The organism is Rhodococcus oryzae (assembly GCF_005049235.1).
Taxonomy (GTDB): domain Bacteria; phylum Actinomycetota; class Actinomycetes; order Mycobacteriales; family Mycobacteriaceae; genus Rhodococcus_G; species Rhodococcus_G oryzae.
Map to the genome: position 1 here is coordinate 27,247 of NZ_SUMD01000003.1, position 18,479 is coordinate 45,725.

General features: G+C 69.2%; 16 protein-coding genes and 1 pseudogene. 14 read left to right on the plus strand and 3 right to left on the minus strand.

Annotation, left to right across the window (positions count from 1 at the left end; translation table 11 throughout):
- The first annotated feature begins 7 nt into the window (after positions 1–7).
- The 4 genes from dnaJ to FCG67_RS06295 all read left to right on the plus strand — a co-directional run bounded on the left by dnaJ (position 8) and on the right by FCG67_RS06295 (position 3,592).
- Complete coding sequence (dnaJ, locus tag FCG67_RS06280) at positions 8–1,210, plus strand: molecular chaperone DnaJ (RefSeq protein ID WP_136908203.1); 1,203 nt, start codon at positions 8–10, stop codon at positions 1,208–1,210.
- On the plus strand, positions 1,210–1,626 hold the full coding sequence (locus FCG67_RS06285; RefSeq protein ID WP_136908205.1) for a heat shock protein transcriptional repressor HspR: 417 nt from the start codon (positions 1,210–1,212) through the stop codon (positions 1,624–1,626). The genes dnaJ and FCG67_RS06285 overlap by 1 nt, the downstream gene beginning before the upstream one ends.
- Positions 1,627–1,767: 141 nt before the next feature.
- Entirely contained in the window at positions 1,768–2,406 is a 639-nt protein-coding gene (locus tag FCG67_RS06290) for a response regulator (protein ID WP_077040433.1), read from the plus strand.
- Between the two features lies 1 nt (position 2,407).
- A complete protein-coding gene (locus tag FCG67_RS06295; protein ID WP_136908207.1) occupies positions 2,408–3,592 on the plus strand; it encodes a sensor histidine kinase in 1,185 nt (394 codons plus the stop codon).
- 4 nt (positions 3,593–3,596) lie between these two features.
- Here FCG67_RS06295 and FCG67_RS06300 read toward each other — a convergent pair whose 3' ends face one another.
- Positions 3,597–4,721, minus strand: a complete 1,125-nt coding sequence (locus FCG67_RS06300) for a nitric oxide synthase oxygenase (RefSeq protein WP_211243150.1) — start codon at positions 4,719–4,721, stop codon at positions 3,597–3,599.
- 263 nt (positions 4,722–4,984) lie between these two features.
- Between FCG67_RS06300 and FCG67_RS06305 the strand changes: the two genes are divergently transcribed.
- From FCG67_RS06305 to FCG67_RS06330, 6 genes are all read left to right on the plus strand, one after another.
- On the plus strand, positions 4,985–6,148 hold the full coding sequence (locus FCG67_RS06305; RefSeq protein WP_169310458.1) for a globin domain-containing protein: 1,164 nt from the start codon (positions 4,985–4,987) through the stop codon (positions 6,146–6,148).
- A gap of 178 nt (positions 6,149–6,326) precedes the next feature.
- Positions 6,327–7,913: a flavin-containing monooxygenase gene (locus FCG67_RS06310; protein ID WP_246044905.1), complete on the plus strand. Its 1,587-nt coding sequence runs from the start codon at positions 6,327–6,329 to the stop codon at positions 7,911–7,913.
- Between the two features lie 246 nt (positions 7,914–8,159).
- A complete protein-coding gene (locus tag FCG67_RS06315) occupies positions 8,160–9,377 on the plus strand; it encodes an ABC transporter substrate-binding protein (RefSeq protein WP_136908215.1) in 1,218 nt (405 codons plus the stop codon).
- Positions 9,378–9,445: 68 nt separating this feature from the next.
- Positions 9,446–10,303 carry a branched-chain amino acid ABC transporter permease gene (locus tag FCG67_RS06320; protein ID WP_136908217.1) on the plus strand — a complete coding sequence of 286 codons (858 nt, stop codon included), beginning with the start codon at positions 9,446–9,448 and terminating at the stop codon, positions 10,301–10,303.
- A gap of 1 nt (position 10,304) precedes the next feature.
- A complete protein-coding gene (locus FCG67_RS06325; RefSeq protein WP_136908219.1) occupies positions 10,305–12,164 on the plus strand; it encodes a branched-chain amino acid ABC transporter ATP-binding protein/permease in 1,860 nt (619 codons plus the stop codon).
- Positions 12,161–12,901: an ABC transporter ATP-binding protein gene (locus FCG67_RS06330; RefSeq protein WP_136908221.1), complete on the plus strand. Its 741-nt coding sequence runs from the start codon at positions 12,161–12,163 to the stop codon at positions 12,899–12,901. The genes FCG67_RS06325 and FCG67_RS06330 overlap by 4 nt, the downstream gene beginning before the upstream one ends.
- A gap of 85 nt (positions 12,902–12,986) precedes the next feature.
- On the opposite strand, the pseudogene FCG67_RS06335 reads toward FCG67_RS06330, so the two are convergent.
- Positions 12,987–13,377, minus strand: a pseudogene (locus tag FCG67_RS06335) (nuclear transport factor 2 family protein); the annotation flags it as partial.
- A 151-nt stretch (positions 13,378–13,528) separates the two neighbouring features.
- Between FCG67_RS06335 and FCG67_RS06340 the strand changes: the two are divergent.
- Together FCG67_RS06340 and FCG67_RS06345 are read left to right on the plus strand one after the other, a co-directional pair.
- Positions 13,529–14,329, plus strand: a complete 801-nt coding sequence (locus tag FCG67_RS06340; RefSeq protein ID WP_136908223.1) for a mycofactocin-coupled SDR family oxidoreductase — start codon at positions 13,529–13,531, stop codon at positions 14,327–14,329.
- Between the two features lie 2 nt (positions 14,330–14,331).
- Positions 14,332–15,186 (plus strand): mycofactocin-coupled SDR family oxidoreductase, encoded by an 855-nt coding sequence (locus tag FCG67_RS06345; protein WP_136908225.1) that lies wholly within the window; start codon positions 14,332–14,334, stop codon positions 15,184–15,186.
- A gap of 68 nt (positions 15,187–15,254) precedes the next feature.
- On the opposite strand, the gene FCG67_RS06350 is transcribed toward FCG67_RS06345, so the two are convergent.
- Entirely contained in the window at positions 15,255–16,010 is a 756-nt protein-coding gene (locus tag FCG67_RS06350) for an FAD-binding oxidoreductase (protein ID WP_136908227.1), read from the minus strand.
- A 144-nt stretch (positions 16,011–16,154) separates the two neighbouring features.
- Between FCG67_RS06350 and FCG67_RS06355 the strand changes: the two genes are divergently transcribed.
- Both FCG67_RS06355 and FCG67_RS06360 read left to right on the plus strand, forming a co-directional pair.
- Positions 16,155–17,732 carry an AMP-binding protein gene (locus FCG67_RS06355; protein ID WP_136908229.1) on the plus strand — a complete coding sequence of 526 codons (1,578 nt, stop codon included), beginning with the start codon at positions 16,155–16,157 and terminating at the stop codon, positions 17,730–17,732.
- Between the two features lie 27 nt (positions 17,733–17,759).
- Complete coding sequence (locus FCG67_RS06360; RefSeq protein ID WP_136908231.1) at positions 17,760–18,455, plus strand: alpha/beta fold hydrolase; 696 nt, start codon at positions 17,760–17,762, stop codon at positions 18,453–18,455.
- Positions 18,456–18,479: the final 24 nt, after the last annotated feature.

The window sequence follows — 18,479 nt, forward strand, 5'->3', positions numbered from 1 at the left end:
ACGCCCGGTGAGTGAGCGGGAGTGGATCGAGAAGGACTTCTACAAGGAGCTGGGCGTCTCCTCTGATGCTTCGGCAGACGAGATCAAGAAGGCCTACCGGAAGCTGGCGCGGGATCTGCATCCCGACGCCAACCCCGGTGACACGGCGGCCGAGGAGCGGTTCAAGGCCGTGAGTGAGGCGAACGCCGTGCTCTCGGATGCCGCCAAGCGCAAGGAATACGACGAGGCCCGCCGGCTGTTCGCCAGCGGCGGCTTCGGCCGCGGTGGTTACCGTCCGGGCGCCGAGTACAGCACGGGCGGCGGCGGATTCGGGGGCGGCGAGTTCAACATCGGCGACCTGTTCGGCGGTGGCACCAGCTACACCTCCACCGGTGACGGCGGCATCGGCGACATCTTCGGCGGCCTGTTCGGCGGCGGTCGCGGTGGCGGCACGCGGGCAGGAACGAGCACCCGCCCCCAGCGGGGCAGCGACGTCGAGGCCGAGACCACCCTGCCGTTCCGCGAGGCCGCGACGGGCGTGACGGTTCCGCTGCGGCTGACCAGCCCGGCCTCCTGCATCACCTGCCACGGCAGCGGTGCGAAGCCGGGCACCAGCCCGCGGGTGTGCCCGCGCTGCAACGGTTCCGGAATCGTCAGCCGGAACCAGGGCGCGTTCGGGTTCAGCGAGCCGTGCGACGACTGCCGCGGCACCGGCTCGATCATCGACGACCCGTGCACCGACTGCCACGGCACCGGCGTGCAGAACCGCACCCGCAACCTCACCGTCCGGATCCCGAAGGGCGTGAGCGACGGGCAGCGGATCAGGCTGGCCGGGCAGGGCGAGGCGGGCCTGCGCGGCGCGCCGTCGGGCGACCTGTACGTCACCGTGCACGTCAAGGCGGACAAGGTGTTCGGCCGCAACGGCGACGACCTGACCGTCACCGTGCCGGTCAGCTACGGCGAACTGGTGCTCGGCACCACGGTTTCCGTGCCCACGCTCGAGGGCCGGGTCGGCGTCAAGATCCCGGCAGGCACCGTGGACGGCCGGATCCTCCGGGTACGCGGTCGCGGGGTGCCCAAGCGCAGCGGCGGTGCTGGCGATCTGCTCGTGACCGTCAAGGTCGCGGTGCCGCAGGATCTCGACGAGACCGCCACCGAGGCACTGCAGACCTATCTGTCGGCCGAGAAGGCCAGCGGATTCGATCCGCGTGCGGGCTGGGCGGGTGCGTGATGACCGCGCCCCGGGGGCCAGGCCACAGCCGGTCTGACATACCCACGGACCCGGACGCCCAGGTCTTCGTGATCTCGGTGGCCGCGGAACTGGCGGGCATGCACGCCCAGACGCTGCGGACCTACGACCGGCTCGGCCTGGTGACCCCGCACCGCACCACCGGTGGGGGTCGCCGCTACTCGCCCCGGGACGTGGCACTGCTGCGCGAGGTGCAGCGGCTGTCCCAGGACGAGGGCGTCAACCTGGCGGGCATCAAGCGGATCATCGAGCTGACCAATCAGGTGGAGGCGCTGCAACGGCGGGTCACCGAGATGGCTGCCGAGATCGCCCAGGTGCACGCGAGCTATCGGCGGGATCTGGTGCCGATCCCGCGTAACAACGCGCTGGTCGTCTGGAAGCCCAGGCACGAGCGCTGATCCCTCATCGCCAACGACTGCCCCCGACCGATCGGTCGGGGGCAGTCGTGTTTCCGGATGTCCGTATCCGGCGAATTGCCTGGTCGCGGTCGGAGTCCCGTGAGACAGTGAGCCATGACCGGTCTCGGGTCGTGGTGACCGATGGTCGAGAAGGTACGCGTCGTGGTCGCCGACGATCATCCGCTCTTTCGTGACGGCGTCGTCCGGGCGCTCGTCGGGAGCGGCGCCGTCGAGGTGGTGGGGGAGGCCGACGACGGGGCCGCCGCGCTGGCGCTGATCCGGGAGCACCGACCGCAGGTCGCGCTGGTCGACTACCGGATGCCGCAGCTCGACGGGAGTCAGGTCGCGGCCGCCGTGCGCCGCGACGAACTGGGAACCCGGGTGTTGCTGCTCTCCGCGCACGACGAGTCCGCGATCGTGTACCACGCAGTGCAGGAGGGCGCGGCCGGGTTCCTGCCCAAGGAGTCGACGCGGGCCGAGATCGTGGCCGCGGTCCTCGACTGCGCGAAGGGCCGCGACGTGCTCCCCGCCGGCCTGGCCGCGGGCCTGCTCGGCGAGGTCCGGCGGCACGCCGAGCCCACCGGTCCGGCGCTGAGCGCCCGCGAGCGGGAGGTGCTGGCGGCCATCGCCCGCGGGTTGACGATCCCTGCCATCGCGGGCGAGCTGTTCCTGGCGCCGTCCACGGTGAAGACCCACGTGCAGCGGCTGTACGAGAAGTTGGGGGTGAGCGATCGCGCGGCGGCGGTGGCCGAGGCCATGCGCCGGGGATTGCTGGAGTGACGTGGCGGGCCGCGATCGGGACCGCGTCGTCGAGCGGTACGCGACGGAGGCCGTGCGGGTCACCGCCGTCCTGCGGCTCCCGCTGATCGCGCTGATCGCGCTGCTGGGTCCGGTCGTCCGCATCGAGCACTGGATGCCGACCCTGTTCCGTCTGGTCCTGCTCGGGTACGCCGTCGCGGCCGCGGTGTGGCTCGCGGTGGTGCTGCGCAGGCAGGTGCGGCCGTGGGCGGGCTGGGCATCGACCGGCGTCGACATCGCGGCGCTGCTCGCGCTCTGCCTGGCGTCCGGCGGTGCGACCTCCTCGCTGCTGCCGGTGTTCTTCCTGCTGCCGGTGGCGGTGGCGTTCCAGTACCGGCCCGCGCTGACCGCGTCCCTCGGCATCTGCACGGCCGTCGGCTACCTGCTGGTGTGGATCTTCTACGCGGTCCGCGACGACCTCGTCGACCTGCCGGGAGTTGTGTTCCTGTACTTCGGTTTCCTGCTGTGGCTCACCGCCGCGACCACCGCGCTGTCCTTCGTCCTTGTGCGCCGCTCGGGAACCGTGATCTCGCTGCTGGACGTGCGCCGGCGTCTGGTCGCCGAGTCGATGGGGGCGGAGGAGCGCGAGCGCAGGCGACTGGCCGAGCACCTGCACGACGGCCCGCTGCAGAACGTCCTCGCCGCCCGGATGGACCTCGAGGAGGCGATCGAGCGCGACCGGGACCCCGCGCTGGTGGCGGCGGAGGCCACGCTGCGGGAGACCGCCGCACAGCTCCGTTCGACGGTCACCACACTGCACCCGCAGGTGCTCGAGCAGCTGGGCCTGACGGCGGCGCTGCGTGAGCTGGCCGACGGGCACGGCCGCCGCGGCGGCTACGAGATGCGGGTGCGGCTGGCGGAGGTGGGCAGGCCGGACTGCCAGTCGCTGCTCTACCGGGTGGCCAGGGAGGCGCTCGGCAACATCGACAAGCATGCGCACGCGCGCCGGGTCGATGTGCTGCTGGCCCGCACGTCCACGGCCATCACCCTGGAGGTGGCCGACGACGGTGTCGGGTTCGATCCGGACGACCTGCCCGCGCGCGTCGCCGAGGGGCACATCGGGCTGGCCTCGCAGTTCCTCCGGATCGAGAACCTGGGCGGGACCCTGGAGCTGACGTCGGCGCCGGGGGAGGGCACCCGGGTGGTGGCGACGGTCCCCTCGTCCTGATGGATCAGATCGGGCAGCCGGAAGCCGGTGTCCTGCTGACGAAGTTCGGCCGGACATCGAGATCGGGGTCGTCGTAGAGCCGGTGGAAGGTCGGCGTCAATGCCGCGGACATCGGCGGGTTGATCCACGACCAGTCCGTCGGGCAGGTGCGCCCGGCCTTCTCCTCGCGGCCGACGAAGTCGAGGAACTGCTTGGCCACCGTGTGGTGGTCGACCATGATCACCCCCGCCTCCCGGTAGCTGTGGATGACGGCCCGGTTCAGCTCGACCAGCGCCCGGTCCTTCCAGAGCGTGCGGTCCGAGCTCATGTCGAGCCGCAGCTTCTTGGCGATGGTCGGCAGCATGTCGTACCGGTCCTCGTCGCTGAAGTTGCGGGCACCGACCTCGGTGCTCACGTACCAGCCGTTGAACGGTGCGCAGGGATAGGTGAGCCCGCCGATCTCCAGGTCCATGTTCGACACCGCGGGCACCGCGTGCCACTTGAGGCCCAGCTTGGCGAACCACTTGTAGTTCGGGTGCTCGAGCGGGACCTCGAGAACCAGGTCCTCGGGCACCTCGAACCACTGCAGCGGCTCATCGGGGACCGAGATCAGCAGCGGCAGGACGTCGAACCGGGTGCCCTCGCCCTTCCAGCCCATCTTCGTCACCTGTTCGGTGAGGGCGACGTGCCACGGGTCGCCGGTGATGCTGCCGTCCTCGTTGCGATATCCCGCGTAGCGGATCAGCTGGGGGCTGAGGATGCGGAACTCCCGGCCGTCCGGGAGCGGCCGCGGGCCGATGGTGATCACCGACTGCAGCGCGCCGCCGTTGGTGGCGACCCGCAGGTGTTCCCAGCACGCCTCGGCCAGCGCCGCCGCGGTCACCGCGTGGCGGGCATCGATCAGCTTGAGGGTTCGCCAGTGATTGCGCCCAACGCAGCGCGCGTGGTTCCGCCAGGCAAGCTTCGCCCCGATCAGGAGTTCCTCGGTGGTGTGCTCGTAGCGTCCGGTGAGCGCGAACTCGTCGAGTGCCGCCGTGTGCCGTTCCGCGGGCAGGTGCGCCAGCTCCGGTTGCGAGAAGAACTCGGTGCACTCCCGCAACCGCCGATCCAGGTCCTCGGTTGTCGATGTCCGGGCGCTCGCGGCCGAAATGTCGCGGAGCCCTTCCTCTCCGGAGGCTATGACCACGGTGACGGAACTCCATTCTGCCGCCCCCGCGGCGGCCTCACATCGACGAAGACCCTAGTGTGAGAACCGGCAGTCTGCGAGTTGAACGGACGTTCTACTAGTACGTGTTTCGGATGCGGCGATTCCTCGCTAGACTTCCCCAAACCCAACGGCAACCAGCCGGAGGGGCCACGCGACCTGCAGAGGACACCGCAGGCCGCGTTTGTATGCGGAACGGGGACTCTGCAGTGGATTCAACGGCTATTTCGCTTGTCCGAACGACCTTCAAGGCCGTGGCGGCAATCGACGACGGACCGGCTCGACTGACGCAGTCGTTCTACTCCGTGTTGTTCGCGAACAACCCCGACGTCCGCGAGTTCTTCCCCGCCGCGATGGAGGCCCAGCGAGAGCGGCTGGTCCACGCGATCGCCTACGTCATCGACCAGCTCGACGATCCGGAGCCGGTTCTCCTGTTCCTCGCCCAGCTCGGCCGCGATCACCGCAAGTACGGCGTGGTCGACGCGCACTACACCGCGGTCGGTAACGCGCTGATCTTCGCGCTCAAGAACTTCGCGGGCAACGAGATGTGGACCGACGAGGTCGACAACGCCTGGCGCGAGGCCATCGCCCTGATCGCCTCGGTGATGATGGAGGCCGCCAACGCCGAGACCGGCCCGGCGACCTGGACCGGCACCGTCGTCGAGCACAAGCAGGTGCTCCAGGACGTCGCGGTGGTCCGGCTGCAGCTGGACCGGCCGATGGAGTACGGCGCGGGCCAGTACGTGAGCGTGACCGTCCCCGGCCGTCCCCGCATGTGGCGCTACCTCTCGCCCGCCATCCCGGCGAACCCCGAGGGGCAGATCGAGTTCCATGTCCGGCGTGTCTCCGGCGGCTGGGTGAGCCCGGCGATGGTCGGCCAGACCAACCTCGGCGACACCTGGGTGATGGGTTCCCCGCTCGGCGCGCTCGGCGTGGACCGCACCCAGAACCGGGACATGCTGATGATCGGGTCGGGAACGGGCATCGCCCCGCTGCGCGCGCAGCTGATGGAGATGGCGATGCGCGCGAACAACCCGAACGTGCACGTGTTCGTTGGCGGCAACTACCCGTGCGACCTGTACGACATCGAGACCCTGTGGCAGCTGTCGCTGACGAACCCATGGCTGACCGTCATCCCGGTGTCCGAGGAGGACGACAACCCCTGGTTCCACCTCGACCCGATCCCGACGCCGCCCGCCGGGATGTACAAGCGGATCACCGGCAAGGTCAGCGCCGTCGCCGCCGATTTCGGTGACTGGTCGAACCACGACATCCAGATCGTCGGGTCCGCCTCGACGATCCAGACCGCGAAGTTCCGGCTGCAGGCCAAGGGCGTCCCGGTCGAGAACATGCGGCACGACCCGCTGTACTGATCCGGGTCAGGGCATCGCACCGCCCGGTCAGCGGGAGGGGCGGTAGGCCACGGTGACGCCGCCGCAATAGCGTCGCTGGAGAGAGAGTCTCCAGCGAAAGGCAGTCACCGTGAACGCCCAGTCAGCTTCGTCCGCAGGGACCCCTTCCCCTCAGGCCGACACAGGAGCCGACGTCGACGTGGTCGTCGTCGGCGCCGGCTTTGCCGGGCTCTACGCGCTCCATCGGCTCCGCGGAGCAGGGCTGGCGGTGCGGGTGTTCGAGGCGGGCGACGGGGTCGGCGGCGTCTGGTACTGGAACAGGTACCCCGGCGCGCGCTGCGACGTCGAGAGCGTCGACTACTCGTACTCGTTCTCCGAAGAGCTGCAGCAGGATTGGGACTGGAGCGAGAAGTACGCCACCCAGCCGGAGATCCTGCGCTACGTCAACCACGTCGCGGATCGCTTCGACCTGCGCCGCGACATCACCTTCGGCACCAGGGTGACCGACACGGTGCTCGACGAGCAGACGCTGCGCTGGCAGGTCAGCACCGACGCGGGCGAGACGATCTCCGCCCGCTTCGTCATCTTCGCGGTCGGCCCGCTGTCGAACGCGAACATCCCCGCCATCGAGGGCCTCGACGAGTTCCAGGGCGGGGTCTATCACACCGCGCACTGGCCGCACGAGGGCGTCGATTTCACGGGCAAGCGGGTCGGCGTGATCGGGACGGGATCCTCCGGCATCCAGACGATCCCGTTCATCGCGGAGCAGGCGGAGCAGCTGCACGTGTTCCAGCGCAGCGCGAACTACAGCGTGCCCGCAGGCAACGTGCCGCTCGACGAGGAGACCAGGCGCGCGCAGAAGGCGGGCTACGCCGAGCGGCGCAGGCTCTCGTTCCTCAGCGGCGGCGGTTCCCCGCACCAGGCGCACCCCAGCAACGCCCTCGAGGTCTCGGAGGAGGAGCGGCGCGAGGCCTACGAGAAGCGCTGGCAGCTCGGCGGGGTGCTGTTCAGCAAGACGTTCCCGGATCAGGTGCTCGACGCCGACGCCAACGCCACCGCCAGGGAGTTCTGGGAGGGCAAGGTGCGCGCGGTCATCGATGACCCCGAGGTCGCGGAGCTGCTGATCCCGAAGGATCACGCGATCGGCACCAAGCGGATCTGCACCGACGCCAACTACTACCAGACCTACAACCGCGCCAACGTCAACCTGGTGAACCTCAAGGCCACCCCGATCGCCCGCATCGACGAGACGGGCGTCGACACGACCGGCGAGCGCTACGAGCTGGACGCCCTCGTGCTGGCCACCGGGTTCGACGCGATGACCGGTTCGCTCGAGAAGGTGAACATCGTCGGCCGCGACGGCCGGACGCTGAACCAGGCGTGGGCGGAGGGCCCGCGGACCTACCTCGGCCTCGGCACGGACGGGTTCCCCAACCTGTTCAACCTGACCGGGCCGGGCAGCCCGTCGGTGCTCGCGAACATGGTGCTGCACTCGGAGCTGCACGTGAACTGGGTCGCCGACCTCATCGAGCACCTCGACACCCACGGCGCCGTCGCCATCGAGGCGACCGCCGATGCGGTCACCTCGTGGGGACGCGAGTGCACCGAGCGGGCCGCATCCACACTCATGACCACGGCGAACTCGTGGTACCTCGGCGCCAACATCCCCGGCAAGCCGCGGGTGTTCATGCCGTTCGTCGGCGGCTTCGGTGCCTACGGCGAGATCATCGCCGAGGTCGCGGCCGCCGGGTACAAGGGATTCGAGCTCATCGTGGCGAGCGAGTGACCACTCCGTCCCCGAACTGATCGGGACAGGTCCAGTTCGGCGACGACCAGTTTGACGACTCTGAAGGACGCTGGGCGCCAGGTGGTGGCGTCCAGCGTCCAGTCGCATCCGCAGGACTTGTCTGAAACGTGTTGCAATTCAATTCGTTTCGTTATCCCGATCACAGTGTCACGCTTGACGTTACCTAGATCACACCCTTACGCTCGCCCCAAGCAACTGCTTGCTTATCCGAACGAGGAGACCTGCATGAAAAATCGGCATTCTGCCCTCGTAGCGGCGCTCGCTGTGTCCGCGCTCGCGCTCGCGGGCTGCTCCGGATCGAGCTCTGGCGCCGAGAGCGGATCGGACGGTCCGTACCGGGTGCTCGTCACCGGCGCCATCAGTGGTCAGGGTGCACTGGCCGCGAACTCCCAGACCTCGATCCTCTCCGCGAAGGCGGGTGCCGAGGCCGTGAACAAGGCCGGTGGCATCGGTGGTCGCCAGGTCGAACTCACCGTGGTCGACGACGGTGGCGACGCCACCAGGGCGGTCTCGAACCTGCGCGAGGCCGTCGCCTCCGGCAAGAAGCCTGACCTGTACCTGAATTCGGGGCCATCGACGGTGTCCGCCGCGACCCTGCCGATCCTCAAGCAGAACAAGATCCTGTCCTTCAACATCGGGCCGACCGCGGAATCGTCGGACCCGAAGGAGTTCCCGCTCAATTTCGACCTGGCTTCGGGCCCAGACGAGAACGCCGCCACGATGGCGCGATACATCAAGGGCAAGGGCTACCAGTCGGTGGGAACCATCCATGGCAGCAGCGCTTACGGGGAGGTCTTCGGCGAGGCGATGGAGGACGCGCTCGGCGCTGAAGGGGTGAGCAGCACGGGATCCGAGGAGTACGACGTTGCCGCGCTCGACATGACGGCACAGCTCCAGGCGCTCAAGAACAAGGGAACTCAGGCACTGGTCATCGACGCCTACGGCGCACCGCTCGGCTATCTGCTGAACAGCCTGCAGCGGCTCGAATGGAACATCCCTCTGATCGGCAACACCTCGGTCTCGGGCACCTCGCTCGTGTCCAAGCCCGCGCCGGAGGGTGTGCTGGGCACTCCGGCCACCGCGAACCTGGTGATGCACGTGCTGTCGAGCACCGTCTACAACCCGGACGATGCGGCCGTCAACACCATGGTCGAGAACATGAAGGCGCTCGGCGACATCCCCTCGACGTTGATTCTCGCGGACAACTATGACGCGCTTCCGCTCGTGGTGGCGGCCGCGAACAAGGTCGGATCGTCAACCGACCCGGAGGCATTGGCCGACGCACTGGAGAACCAGGAGGTTCTCGACACCGCGAAGACCGCCTTCGCGCCTGCTTACCACTACACGGCGGAATCGCACGCGTCGAAGCCCGGCGACGCGGCCTACAAGTTCGTTCCGCCGAGCAAGTTGCTCAACGGTCAGTACAGCAACCCTGCCGCCTGATCGATCCCCTGATTGCTGACGGTGCGGTCGCCCTGGCGGCGGCCGCACCTTCGTGAGGAGTGGAGCAGATGACCATTCTCTGGTCGGGCCTCGCACTCGGCGCCGTCTACACGCTGGTTGCGATCGGTTACAACATCGTGTTCGTCTCGTCCAACACCTTCAACTTCGCGCAGGCGCAGCTGATGATGGTCGGCACCTTCGTCGCGTACACCGGCCTGGTGACCCTGAAACTCCCGATCCTCGTCGTCGCCGTGATGGCGACCGTGACGGTGATGATCCTTGCCGGACTCGAGGAGGTGATCGCGGTCCGGCCCGTGAAGGACCACCAGAACCAACTCGTCACCACACTGGGGGTCGCGACGCTGATCAGCGGTGCGACACAGCTGATCTGGGGGAGCGAGCCGTTGACGGTGCCGTTCTTCGGCTCCAACGAACCGATCACCCTGCTCGGTGGCCGCACGTACCCCGTGGAGATCGCGCTGCTGGTCCTTGCGATCGCGCTCGTGGTGCTGCTCGGTCAGTTCAGCAAGCGGACCGTCACCGGGCTTGCGCTACTCGGCATCTCCGAGGATCGCGAGGCCGCCATGCTGCGCGGCGTCAACGTCCGCGCGCTCGCGCTCGGCGCCTTCGCCGCATCGGGCGCGCTCGCCGGCTTTCTCGGACTCTTCGTGGGGCCCAAGACCTTCGCGGTGGCCACGCTCGGTTCCGCACTGGCGATCAAGGGCTTCGTGGCGCTGGCCATCGGTGGTTTCGGATCCCTGCCGGGCGCGCTGATCGGCGGTCTCACCGTCGGCCTTGTCGAGTCCTACGCCGCCCTGGAACTGGGCAGTGAGTACAGCAACATAGCGGTGTTCGTGGTGCTGATCGCGATCCTCATGGTCCGGCCGGCGGGTCTGTTCGGTCGGGTCCGGGAACGGGTGGTGTGAGATGCAGATCTGGCGTTCCCTCCGTGCGGTACCGAGCTGGATCTATCCGCTCGCTCTCGCCGTCCTCGTGCTGTTCCTGCCCGCGCTCGGGATCGACTTCGCGATGACCAGGCAGGTGCAGCTCGCCTGCATCCTCGCCCTGGTGGTCAGCGGGCTGAGCCTGAGCCTCGGCTATGCCGGTGAACTCGCGCTCGGCCAGGCCGCTATGTATGCGGCCGGTGCCTATACCGCGGGTCTGATGTCTATCGCGGGCCACACCGACATCGTCGTGCAACTCGTCGTGTCGGGGCTGGTCGCGCTCGCGGTCGGTATCGTGACCGGCATCCCCGGTCTGCGGCTGGGCAGCTGGTCGCTGGCCATGACCTCCTTCTTCCTGGTGCTGCTCGTGCCCGACATCATCGCGGTGTTCGGCGAGACCACCGGGGGACGGGGCGGGCTCACCGGCATCGAGCCGGCCACCCTGTTCGGACACGTGCTCGACCCTGCGAACAACGAGTTCTACCTGGTGGTCGTCGTGGTGACGATCGGGTGGTTCGCGGTGATGCGGAACCTCGTGGTGTCCCGCCACGGCATCGCCTTCCGCACCCTCAAGCAGAGCCCGGTGCTGGCCTCCTCGGTCGGCGTCTCGGTGTTCCGGATGAAGCTGCTCGGCTATGCCATCGGCGCTCTCCCGGCCGGGCTCGCGGGCGCACTGTTCGCGAACATCGACATGTTCGTCTCGCCCGAGGCGTTCGGGTTCACCTTCGCCACAGCGGTTCTCGCGGCCTGCATCCTCGGCGGCGCGGCGAGCGTCTACGGAGCGGTGATCGGCGCGGTGATCATCCAGTTCGGCCCCAACCAAGCCGCGGACTTCCAGGAATACGCGCTGGTCTTCTACGGCGGGTTCCTCATCGTCGGTGGCGTGCTGCTCAGTGGCGGCCTGGCGAAGCTCGGGAAGGCGGCGATGGCGCGGCTGGACCGTGCTGCGGGACTGACCGGTGCCCACGCGGCCGAACCCACGACCGGTGGACCGCGACCGGCTGTCGACCCGATCGTGGGTGAGCGCCTGGTCGTGGACGGCATCGCCAAGGCGTTCGGCGGCAATCAGGCGCTGAACAACGCCTCACTGGCCGCCGAGCCGGGGCAGGTGACCGCGCTGATCGGTCCGAACGGGTCGGGCAAGACCACCATGCTGAACATGATCTGCGGGTTCTACAAGCCGGATAGCGGCCGGATCCTGGTCGGCGACAACGAGGTCCAGGGGAAGGCCCCCGACCGGGTGGCCAGGGTCGGGGTCGCCCGGACCTTCCAGACCCCGAACATCCCGGAGCACGTCACCGTGCTGGAGGCGGTGGCCTCGGGGCGGTACAGCACCGATCGGGTGTCGATGTTCGCGACCGTGCTGCGGCTGCCGAGGTACCGCAGGGTGCGTGCCGCCGACCTCGCCGAGGCCGAGCGAGCGCTCGAGATGGTCGGGATGTCGCACCTGCGCGACGAGACGGCTACCGCGCTGCCCCTTGGCATGCGCAGGCTGCTCGAGGTCGCGCGCTGCGTGGTCGCCGAGCCCCGGGTGCTGTTGCTCGACGAGGTGGCCTCCGGCCTGGACGAGAACGAGGTCGAGCGGCTCGCGGACCTGATCCGCGACCTGCGCGACGCGGGCGCCACGGTGGTGTTGGTGGAGCACAACTTCCGGCTCGTCCTCGAGCTCGCCAACCGCATCGTGGTGCTCGCCCAGGGAGCCGTCATCGCGGACGGCAGCCCTGCCGAGATCGAGCAGAACCCGCGGGTGCTCAGCGAGTACCTCGGCGTCAGCGTCGAGGAGACCGGTGCCCGCACCATCGCCGACGAAGAGGCCGCATTGTCCACGGAGGTGAAGTCATGACCGTAGGCGCCACGACACCGCTACTGAGCGTGCGGAACCTGGAGTCCGGGTACGGCGACCTGCGGGTGGTCTGGGACGTCTCGCTCGACGTCTGGCCGGGCAAGGTGACGGCGCTGCTCGGTCGCAACGGGGCGGGCAAGACCAGCACCCTGCGCGCCATCTCCGGGCTGAACAAGGTCTCGGCTGGCTCCGTCGAGTTCGACGGGCAGGACATCTCCAAGGTCCCGGCCCACCAGCGGGTCCGACGAGGGATCGCCTACGTCCAGGAGGGCAAGCGCGTCTTCCACCGCCAGACCGTCGAGCAGAACCTGATCCTCGGCGGCTACGTCCGCAAGATGCGGCGGTCCGCGCTCAAACAGGAGGTCGCGCGGATCTATGACCTTTTCCCGATCCTCGGCGAGAAGCGCGGCCTGCTCGCGGGCTCGATGTCGGGTGGCCAGCAACAGATGCTGGCCATCGGGCAGGCGCTGATGGCCGAGCCGACCTTGCTGCTCCTCGACGAGCCGTCCGGAGGCCTGGCGCCGGTGATCGTCAACGAGGTGATGGAGCGGGTGAGCGTGCTCAAGGAGGCCGGGCTGGCGGTGCTGCTCGTCGAGCAGGCCGTGGAGGCGGCGATGAGCGTGGCCGACCACGTCACCGTGCTCGATATCGGACGGGTGGTGATGGATGCCGATGCCGGTGACATCGACGACCTCGCGGTCCTGCGGGACGCGTACTTCGGGCGGGTCGGCGGCTAGTACTCACGCCGACCGCGCCCCTGCGGGTGGGGACGCGGTCGGCGCGGGATCAGGCCAACGCGGACGCGTGGTTGGACTCCCAGAGCTCGGCACTCTCGTCGTCGACCTCGATGCCGACCGATGCGGCATACGCGCCGGGGTAGATCTGCTTGAGGAAGCCCTCGGTGACCACGCAGTGGTCGTCCACGACGAGCCGATCCATCGCGAACTCGAGCACGTTCGTCTGGGTCCCGATGAACCAGCTGTAGTACGTCCGAACGGCGTCCGTTCCCTTGGGGCCGACGTCCTTTCCGCCGTTCCAGAAGTGATAGGCGGGGTCAGGGGCGAGGGTGCCCATCAACCGGTCGAGGTCGGGCTGCTCCTCGGCCTGCATGTGCTCCAGGACGGCGCCGAGCACCACGCGATCGCGGGTCTGTCGTGTCGGCCAGTCGGCTCTGCAGCATCTCCCAGGTGCGGGTCGGATCGATGATCGCCATGCGGGTCTCCCATCGTCGGGTCGATCGAATCCTGCCCCGGACACCCGCCGCGACAGGCGGAGTTCGTGCGGACCTCCCGCTGCGCGGGAGAGCTTGTGTCCGCCCTGCGGAGCGCCCCTTAGCGTCGGCTGCAGACGTGGAAGGAGACCCGATGTCTCGTATGGCGGGCAAGGTCGCGCTCATCACCGGCGCCGGTAACGGAATGGGGCGCAGCCATGCGGTCCGTCTCGCAGAGGAGGGCGCGGACATCATCGCGCTCGACCTCCCCGGCGCGGCGGCCGACCTGGCCGAGACCGCCCGGCTGGTGGGCGAGGCGGGCCGGCGTGCGGCGGTCGGGGCGGCGGACGTCCGCGACCTCGCCGCGGTGCAGGCCGGCGTGGACGCGGGCGTGGCCGAGCTGGGCCGGCTCGATGTCGTCGTCGCCAATGCGGGCGTCTGTGACAACCCGGGCCCGGCGTGGACCATCGACGCCCCGGTGTGGCAGCGCTCCCTGGACATCAACCTGACCGGCGTCTGGCACACGGTGAAGGCCGCGGCCCCGTCGATCGGCGCGGACGGCGGGTCGGTCGTCATCGTCAGCTCGACCGCGGGCATGAAGGCCGTCGCGGGCGCCGCCCACTACTCGGCGAGCAAGCACGCGGTGATCGGGCTGATGCGGACCCTCGCAAACGAGCTGGGGCCGAGGTCGATTCGCGTCAACGCCCTGCTTCCGGGCGCGGTCGGTACCGCGATGACGCTGAACCCCGCGACCTTCGCCCGGCTGCGGCCCGACCTGGCGGACCCCACCGCGGAGGACGTGATGGAGGTGCTGGCCCGCAACCATCTGCTGCCGGTGCCGTGGGTGGAATCCGCCGACGTCAGCAACGCCCTGCTCTTCCTGGTATCCGACGAAGCCCGGTACATCACCGGAACCGAGCTGGTGGTCGACGCCGGCCTGACGCAGAAGGTGTGACGATGACGCGAGCGGGGACTACTCCGAGCGGACGGGTGGCGGGCAAGGTCGCGCTGGTGACCGGTGCGGCCCGCGGCATCGGCCGGGCGCAGGCACTGCGGTTCGCGCAGGAGGGCGCCGACGTGATCGCCGTCGACCTGTGCGGGCCGATCGACACGGTGGTCACGCCGCCGTCGAGCGCGGCGGACCTCGCCGAGACCGCGGCGCTTGTGCGCGAAACGGGCGGTCGGATAGAGACTTTCGAGGTGGACGTGCGCGATCGGGCGGCGCTGTCGTCGGCGGTGGACGCCGGAGTCGCGGCGTTCGGCGGCCTCGACATCGTCTGCGCCACCGCGGGGATCACCTCCTCGGCCCCGGCGCTCGATCTCGACGAGCAGACCTGGAACACCATGCTCGACGTCAACCTGACCGGGGTGTGGCAGACGTGCGCGGTGGCGGCGCCGCACCTGATCGAGCGGGGCGGCGGGTCGATGATCCTCACCAGCTCGATCGCAGGGCTGCGCGGCCTGGTCGGCGTCGCTCACTACACCGCGGCCAAGCACGGCGTCGTCGGGCTGATGCGTTCGATGGCAAAGGAATTGGCGCCGCACCAGGTTCGGGTCAATACCGTGCACCCCACCAACGTGGACACCCCGATGATCCAGAACGACGCGGTGCGCGCGAAGTTCCGCCCCGATCTCGACCGGCCGCCGACGCGCGAGGAGTTCGCCGAGTCCGCCGCGACGATGAACATGCTCGCGATCCCGTGGATCGAACCGGTGGACGTCGCCAATGCCGCGCTGTTCCTGGCGTCCGACGAGGCGCGCTACATCACCTCGGTGTCCCTCCCGGTCGACGCGGGCAGCACCAGGCGCTAGGCGGCTCCGCCGCCCGTGCGCGGTTGACGAGTGTGTGGACTCGTCAACCGCGCACGGGCGCGGAGCGCCTACTCGAACTGGATCGCGCCCGCGGGGGTTCCGCTGTCGATGAGCGAGCGCAGGGTGAAGCGCACCATGGCGGGGGAGCCGCAGACCAGCACCTGGTGGTCGGTGTAGGCGCCGTACGAGCTGACCACCTCGGCGAGCGTGCCCTCGATGATGTCGTCGGGGCCGAAGCCGATGTCGACCCGGGTGGCCTCGTACCATTCGTCGGCCCACTCGGGGTCCTGCACGTTCTCGACAACGGGGACCACGGTCAGCCAGTCCAGCTGCTGGGCCAGGATCCACAGCATGTCCGAGCCGTAGAGGTCGCGGGGATGACGGCCGCCGATGAACAGGTACACCCGTGGCGGCCTCGGGCGCCGCGCGAGCTCCAGGATGATCGAGCGGAAGGGGGCGAGCCCGGTGCCGCCCGCGACCATCACGATGTCCCGGCCGGAGTCGTCGACTGACAGGCGTCCGCTGGGTTCGCTGATCTGCCACTGGTCGCCGGGGGCGGTGTCGCCGACGATCGCGCCGCTGATCCAGCCGGCGGGCACCGTCCGGACGTGGAACTCGAGCTTGCCGTCGAGCGAGGGCGGCAGGGCGGGGGAGTACCGCCGCGAGACCCGCGGGTTCTGCGGCACGGTCACCGAGACCGACTGCCCCGCGGTGAACGGGACGAACTCGCCCTCCAGTCGGACGACCGCGAGATCGGTTCGCAACCGGTGGTGCTCCACCACTGTCGCGGTCCACACCTGCTGTTCGACACCCGTGTTCTGCATGCCCAGAGCGTATCGCGACGGGGTTGGCACCTGCACAAATGCAATTGCCACTAGAACATGTGTCAGTTTGCGTTCTAATGTGAGGCGTGCCACGTGCACGGCCGCGGCCCGCCAGCCGTGACCCCCAGTCAGAGCGGAGAAGAAATGACCACCGACGAGCTCGCCGACCTGCACCGCCCGCAGTACACCGCGGACCTGCTGATCACTGCCCTGGAGCGCAACGCGGACCGCCCCGCCCTCTATCTCGGGGATGTGGTGCTCACCGGTGGTCAGATGCGCGACCAGATCAGCTGCTTCGTGCAGGCTCTGCAGTCCCTCGGCATCGGCACGGGCTCCACGGTCGCGATGCTCTCGAAGAACCGTCCCGAGGTACTGATCAGCGTCGGGTCCACGATGATCCTCGGCTGCCGCAACACCGCGCTGGCGCCGATGGGATCGCTCGACGATCACCGCTACATCCTCGAGGATTCCGAGATCGAGACGCTGATCTTCGATCCCACCGCGTTCGAGGCGCGGGCGGCGGAGCTCAAGGCCTCGGTGCCGTCGCTGAAGAACTTCTTCTCGCTCGGTCCGTCCGAGGTGGGGGTCGACCTGCTGGCCCTCGTGGGTGATTTCGTGCCCGAGCGGTTGGTCGCCGCGAAGGTGGCCGGTACCGACCCGAGCAGCATCGTCTACACCGGCGGCACCACCGGCAAGCCGAAGGGCGTGATCAACACGTTCCAGTCGGGCGTGACGCTGCCGCAGATCCAGATGGCCGAGTGGCAGTGGCCGGACGAGATGCGATTCCTCGCCTGCACCCCGCTCTCGCACGCGGGCATGGCGTTCTTCGTGCCGACGCTCATGCGCGGTGGCGCGCTGGTGGTGCTGCCCGCCTTCGAGCCGGGCGCCGTCCTCGAGGCGATCGAGAAGCACAAGATCACCGTGACGATGCTCGTGCCGACGATGATCTACATGCTGCTCGACCACCCGGATCTGGCCAAGCGGGACCTCTCCAGCCTGCAGACGCTGTACTACGGCGCGGCGGCCATGTCGCCCACGCGCCTGGTCGAGGGCATCGAGAAGCTGGGCCCGATCTTCTTCCAGTACTTCGGTCAGTCCGAGTGCGGCATGACCATCACCGTGATGCGCAAGGAGGAGCACGACCCCGCCAACCTCGAGCGGCTGGCCTCCTGTGGGCGTCCGGTGCCGTGGCTGGACGTGCGCCTGCTCGACGACGACCTGAACGAGGTGCCCCGCGGCGAGCTCGGCGAGATCTGCGTGCGCGGCCCGCTGGTGATGCAGGGCTACTGGAAGAAGCCGGCGGAGACCGCCGAGGCGCTGCGCGGCGGCTGGCTGCACACCGGTGACGTCGCCCGCGCGGACAAGGACGGCTTCCTGTACATCGTGGACCGCAAGAAGGACATGATCATCACCGGCGGCTTCAACGTCTTCCCGCGGGAGATCGAGGACGTCATCTCCGGCCATCCCGCGGTCGCCTCGGTCGCCGTTGTCGGTGTGCCGGACGAGAAGTGGGGCGAGGCCGTCAAGGCCTGCGTGGTGCTGCGTGAGGGCGCGACGGTGGAGGTCGCCGAGCTGGTCGAGCGGGTGAAGGCCGCGAAGGGTGCGGTGCACGCGCCCAAGACGATCGATTTCGTCGACGCGCTTCCCCTGACCCCGCTGGGCAAGCTGGACAAGAAGGCGCTGCGGGCGCGCTACTGGGAGGGCGCGGCGCGCGCGGTGTAGCGGCGATCGCGGGCGTAGCGTCGGCCCATGGCCACCTACGTCCTGATTCCCGGAGCCGGATCCGACTCGTCGTACTGGCAGTTCGTGGCGCCGTTGCTGCGCGCTGCCGGGCACGACGTGGTGACGCCGGACCTGCCGTGCGACGACGATTCGGCAGGGCTCGCGGAGTACACCGATGTGGTGGTCGACGCGATCGGCGACCGCACCGGGCTGATCCTGGTGGCGCAGTCGATGGCCGGGTTTACCGCGCCGCTGGTCTGCGAGCGGGTGCCGGTGTCGCTGATGGTGCTGGTCGCGGCGATGGTCCCGGTTCCGGGGGAGGCGCCTGGCGACTGGTGGGCGAACACCGGGCAGAGGGCCGCCCGCCGCGCGCAGGACGTGGCGGACGGCCGTGACCCCGACGCCGAGTTCGATCCGGTCGCGGTCTTTCTGCATGACGTGCCGCCGGAGCTGATCCCGGCCGTGATGGCGGACGGGGCGCGGAAACAGTCCGAGACGCCGTTCCACGCGCCCTGGCCGCTGCCGGTGTGGCCGGACGTGCCGACGCGGTTCCTGCTGTGCCGCCAGGACCGCATGTTCCCCGCGGAGTTCCAGCGCCGGGTGGTGCGGGACCGGCTGGGGGTCACGCCCGACGAGATGGACAGCGGTCACCTGCCCGCGCTCGCGCACCCGGCGGAGCTGGTGGAGCGGCTCGAGCGGTACCGCGTCGGCCTCGGGCTGTGACCAGCGCCACCGCATCAGCCCCAA

Bases quoted from the DNA above. Each gene is read 5' to 3' on its own strand.
- FCG67_RS06325 (WP_136908219.1), top strand. From the start codon at position 10,305: ATGCAGATCTGGCGTTCCCTCCGTGCGGTACCGAGCTGGATCTATCCG.
- FCG67_RS06355 (WP_136908229.1), top strand. From the start codon at position 16,155: ATGACCACCGACGAGCTCGCCGACCTGCACCGCCCGCAGTACACCGCG.
- FCG67_RS06320 (WP_136908217.1), top strand. From the start codon at position 9,446: ATGACCATTCTCTGGTCGGGCCTCGCACTCGGCGCCGTCTACACGCTG.
- FCG67_RS06285 (WP_136908205.1), top strand. From the start codon at position 1,210: ATGACCGCGCCCCGGGGGCCAGGCCACAGCCGGTCTGACATACCCACG.
- FCG67_RS06350 (WP_136908227.1), bottom strand. From the start codon at position 16,010: ATGCAGAACACGGGTGTCGAACAGCAGGTGTGGACCGCGACAGTGGTG.
- FCG67_RS06315 (WP_136908215.1), top strand. From the start codon at position 8,160: ATGAAAAATCGGCATTCTGCCCTCGTAGCGGCGCTCGCTGTGTCCGCG.
- FCG67_RS06360 (WP_136908231.1), top strand. From the start codon at position 17,760: ATGGCCACCTACGTCCTGATTCCCGGAGCCGGATCCGACTCGTCGTAC.
- FCG67_RS06340 (WP_136908223.1), top strand. From the start codon at position 13,529: ATGTCTCGTATGGCGGGCAAGGTCGCGCTCATCACCGGCGCCGGTAAC.
- FCG67_RS06330 (WP_136908221.1), top strand. From the start codon at position 12,161: ATGACCGTAGGCGCCACGACACCGCTACTGAGCGTGCGGAACCTGGAG.
- FCG67_RS06345 (WP_136908225.1), top strand. From the start codon at position 14,332: ATGACGCGAGCGGGGACTACTCCGAGCGGACGGGTGGCGGGCAAGGTC.
- FCG67_RS06290 (WP_077040433.1), top strand. From the start codon at position 1,768: ATGGTCGAGAAGGTACGCGTCGTGGTCGCCGACGATCATCCGCTCTTT.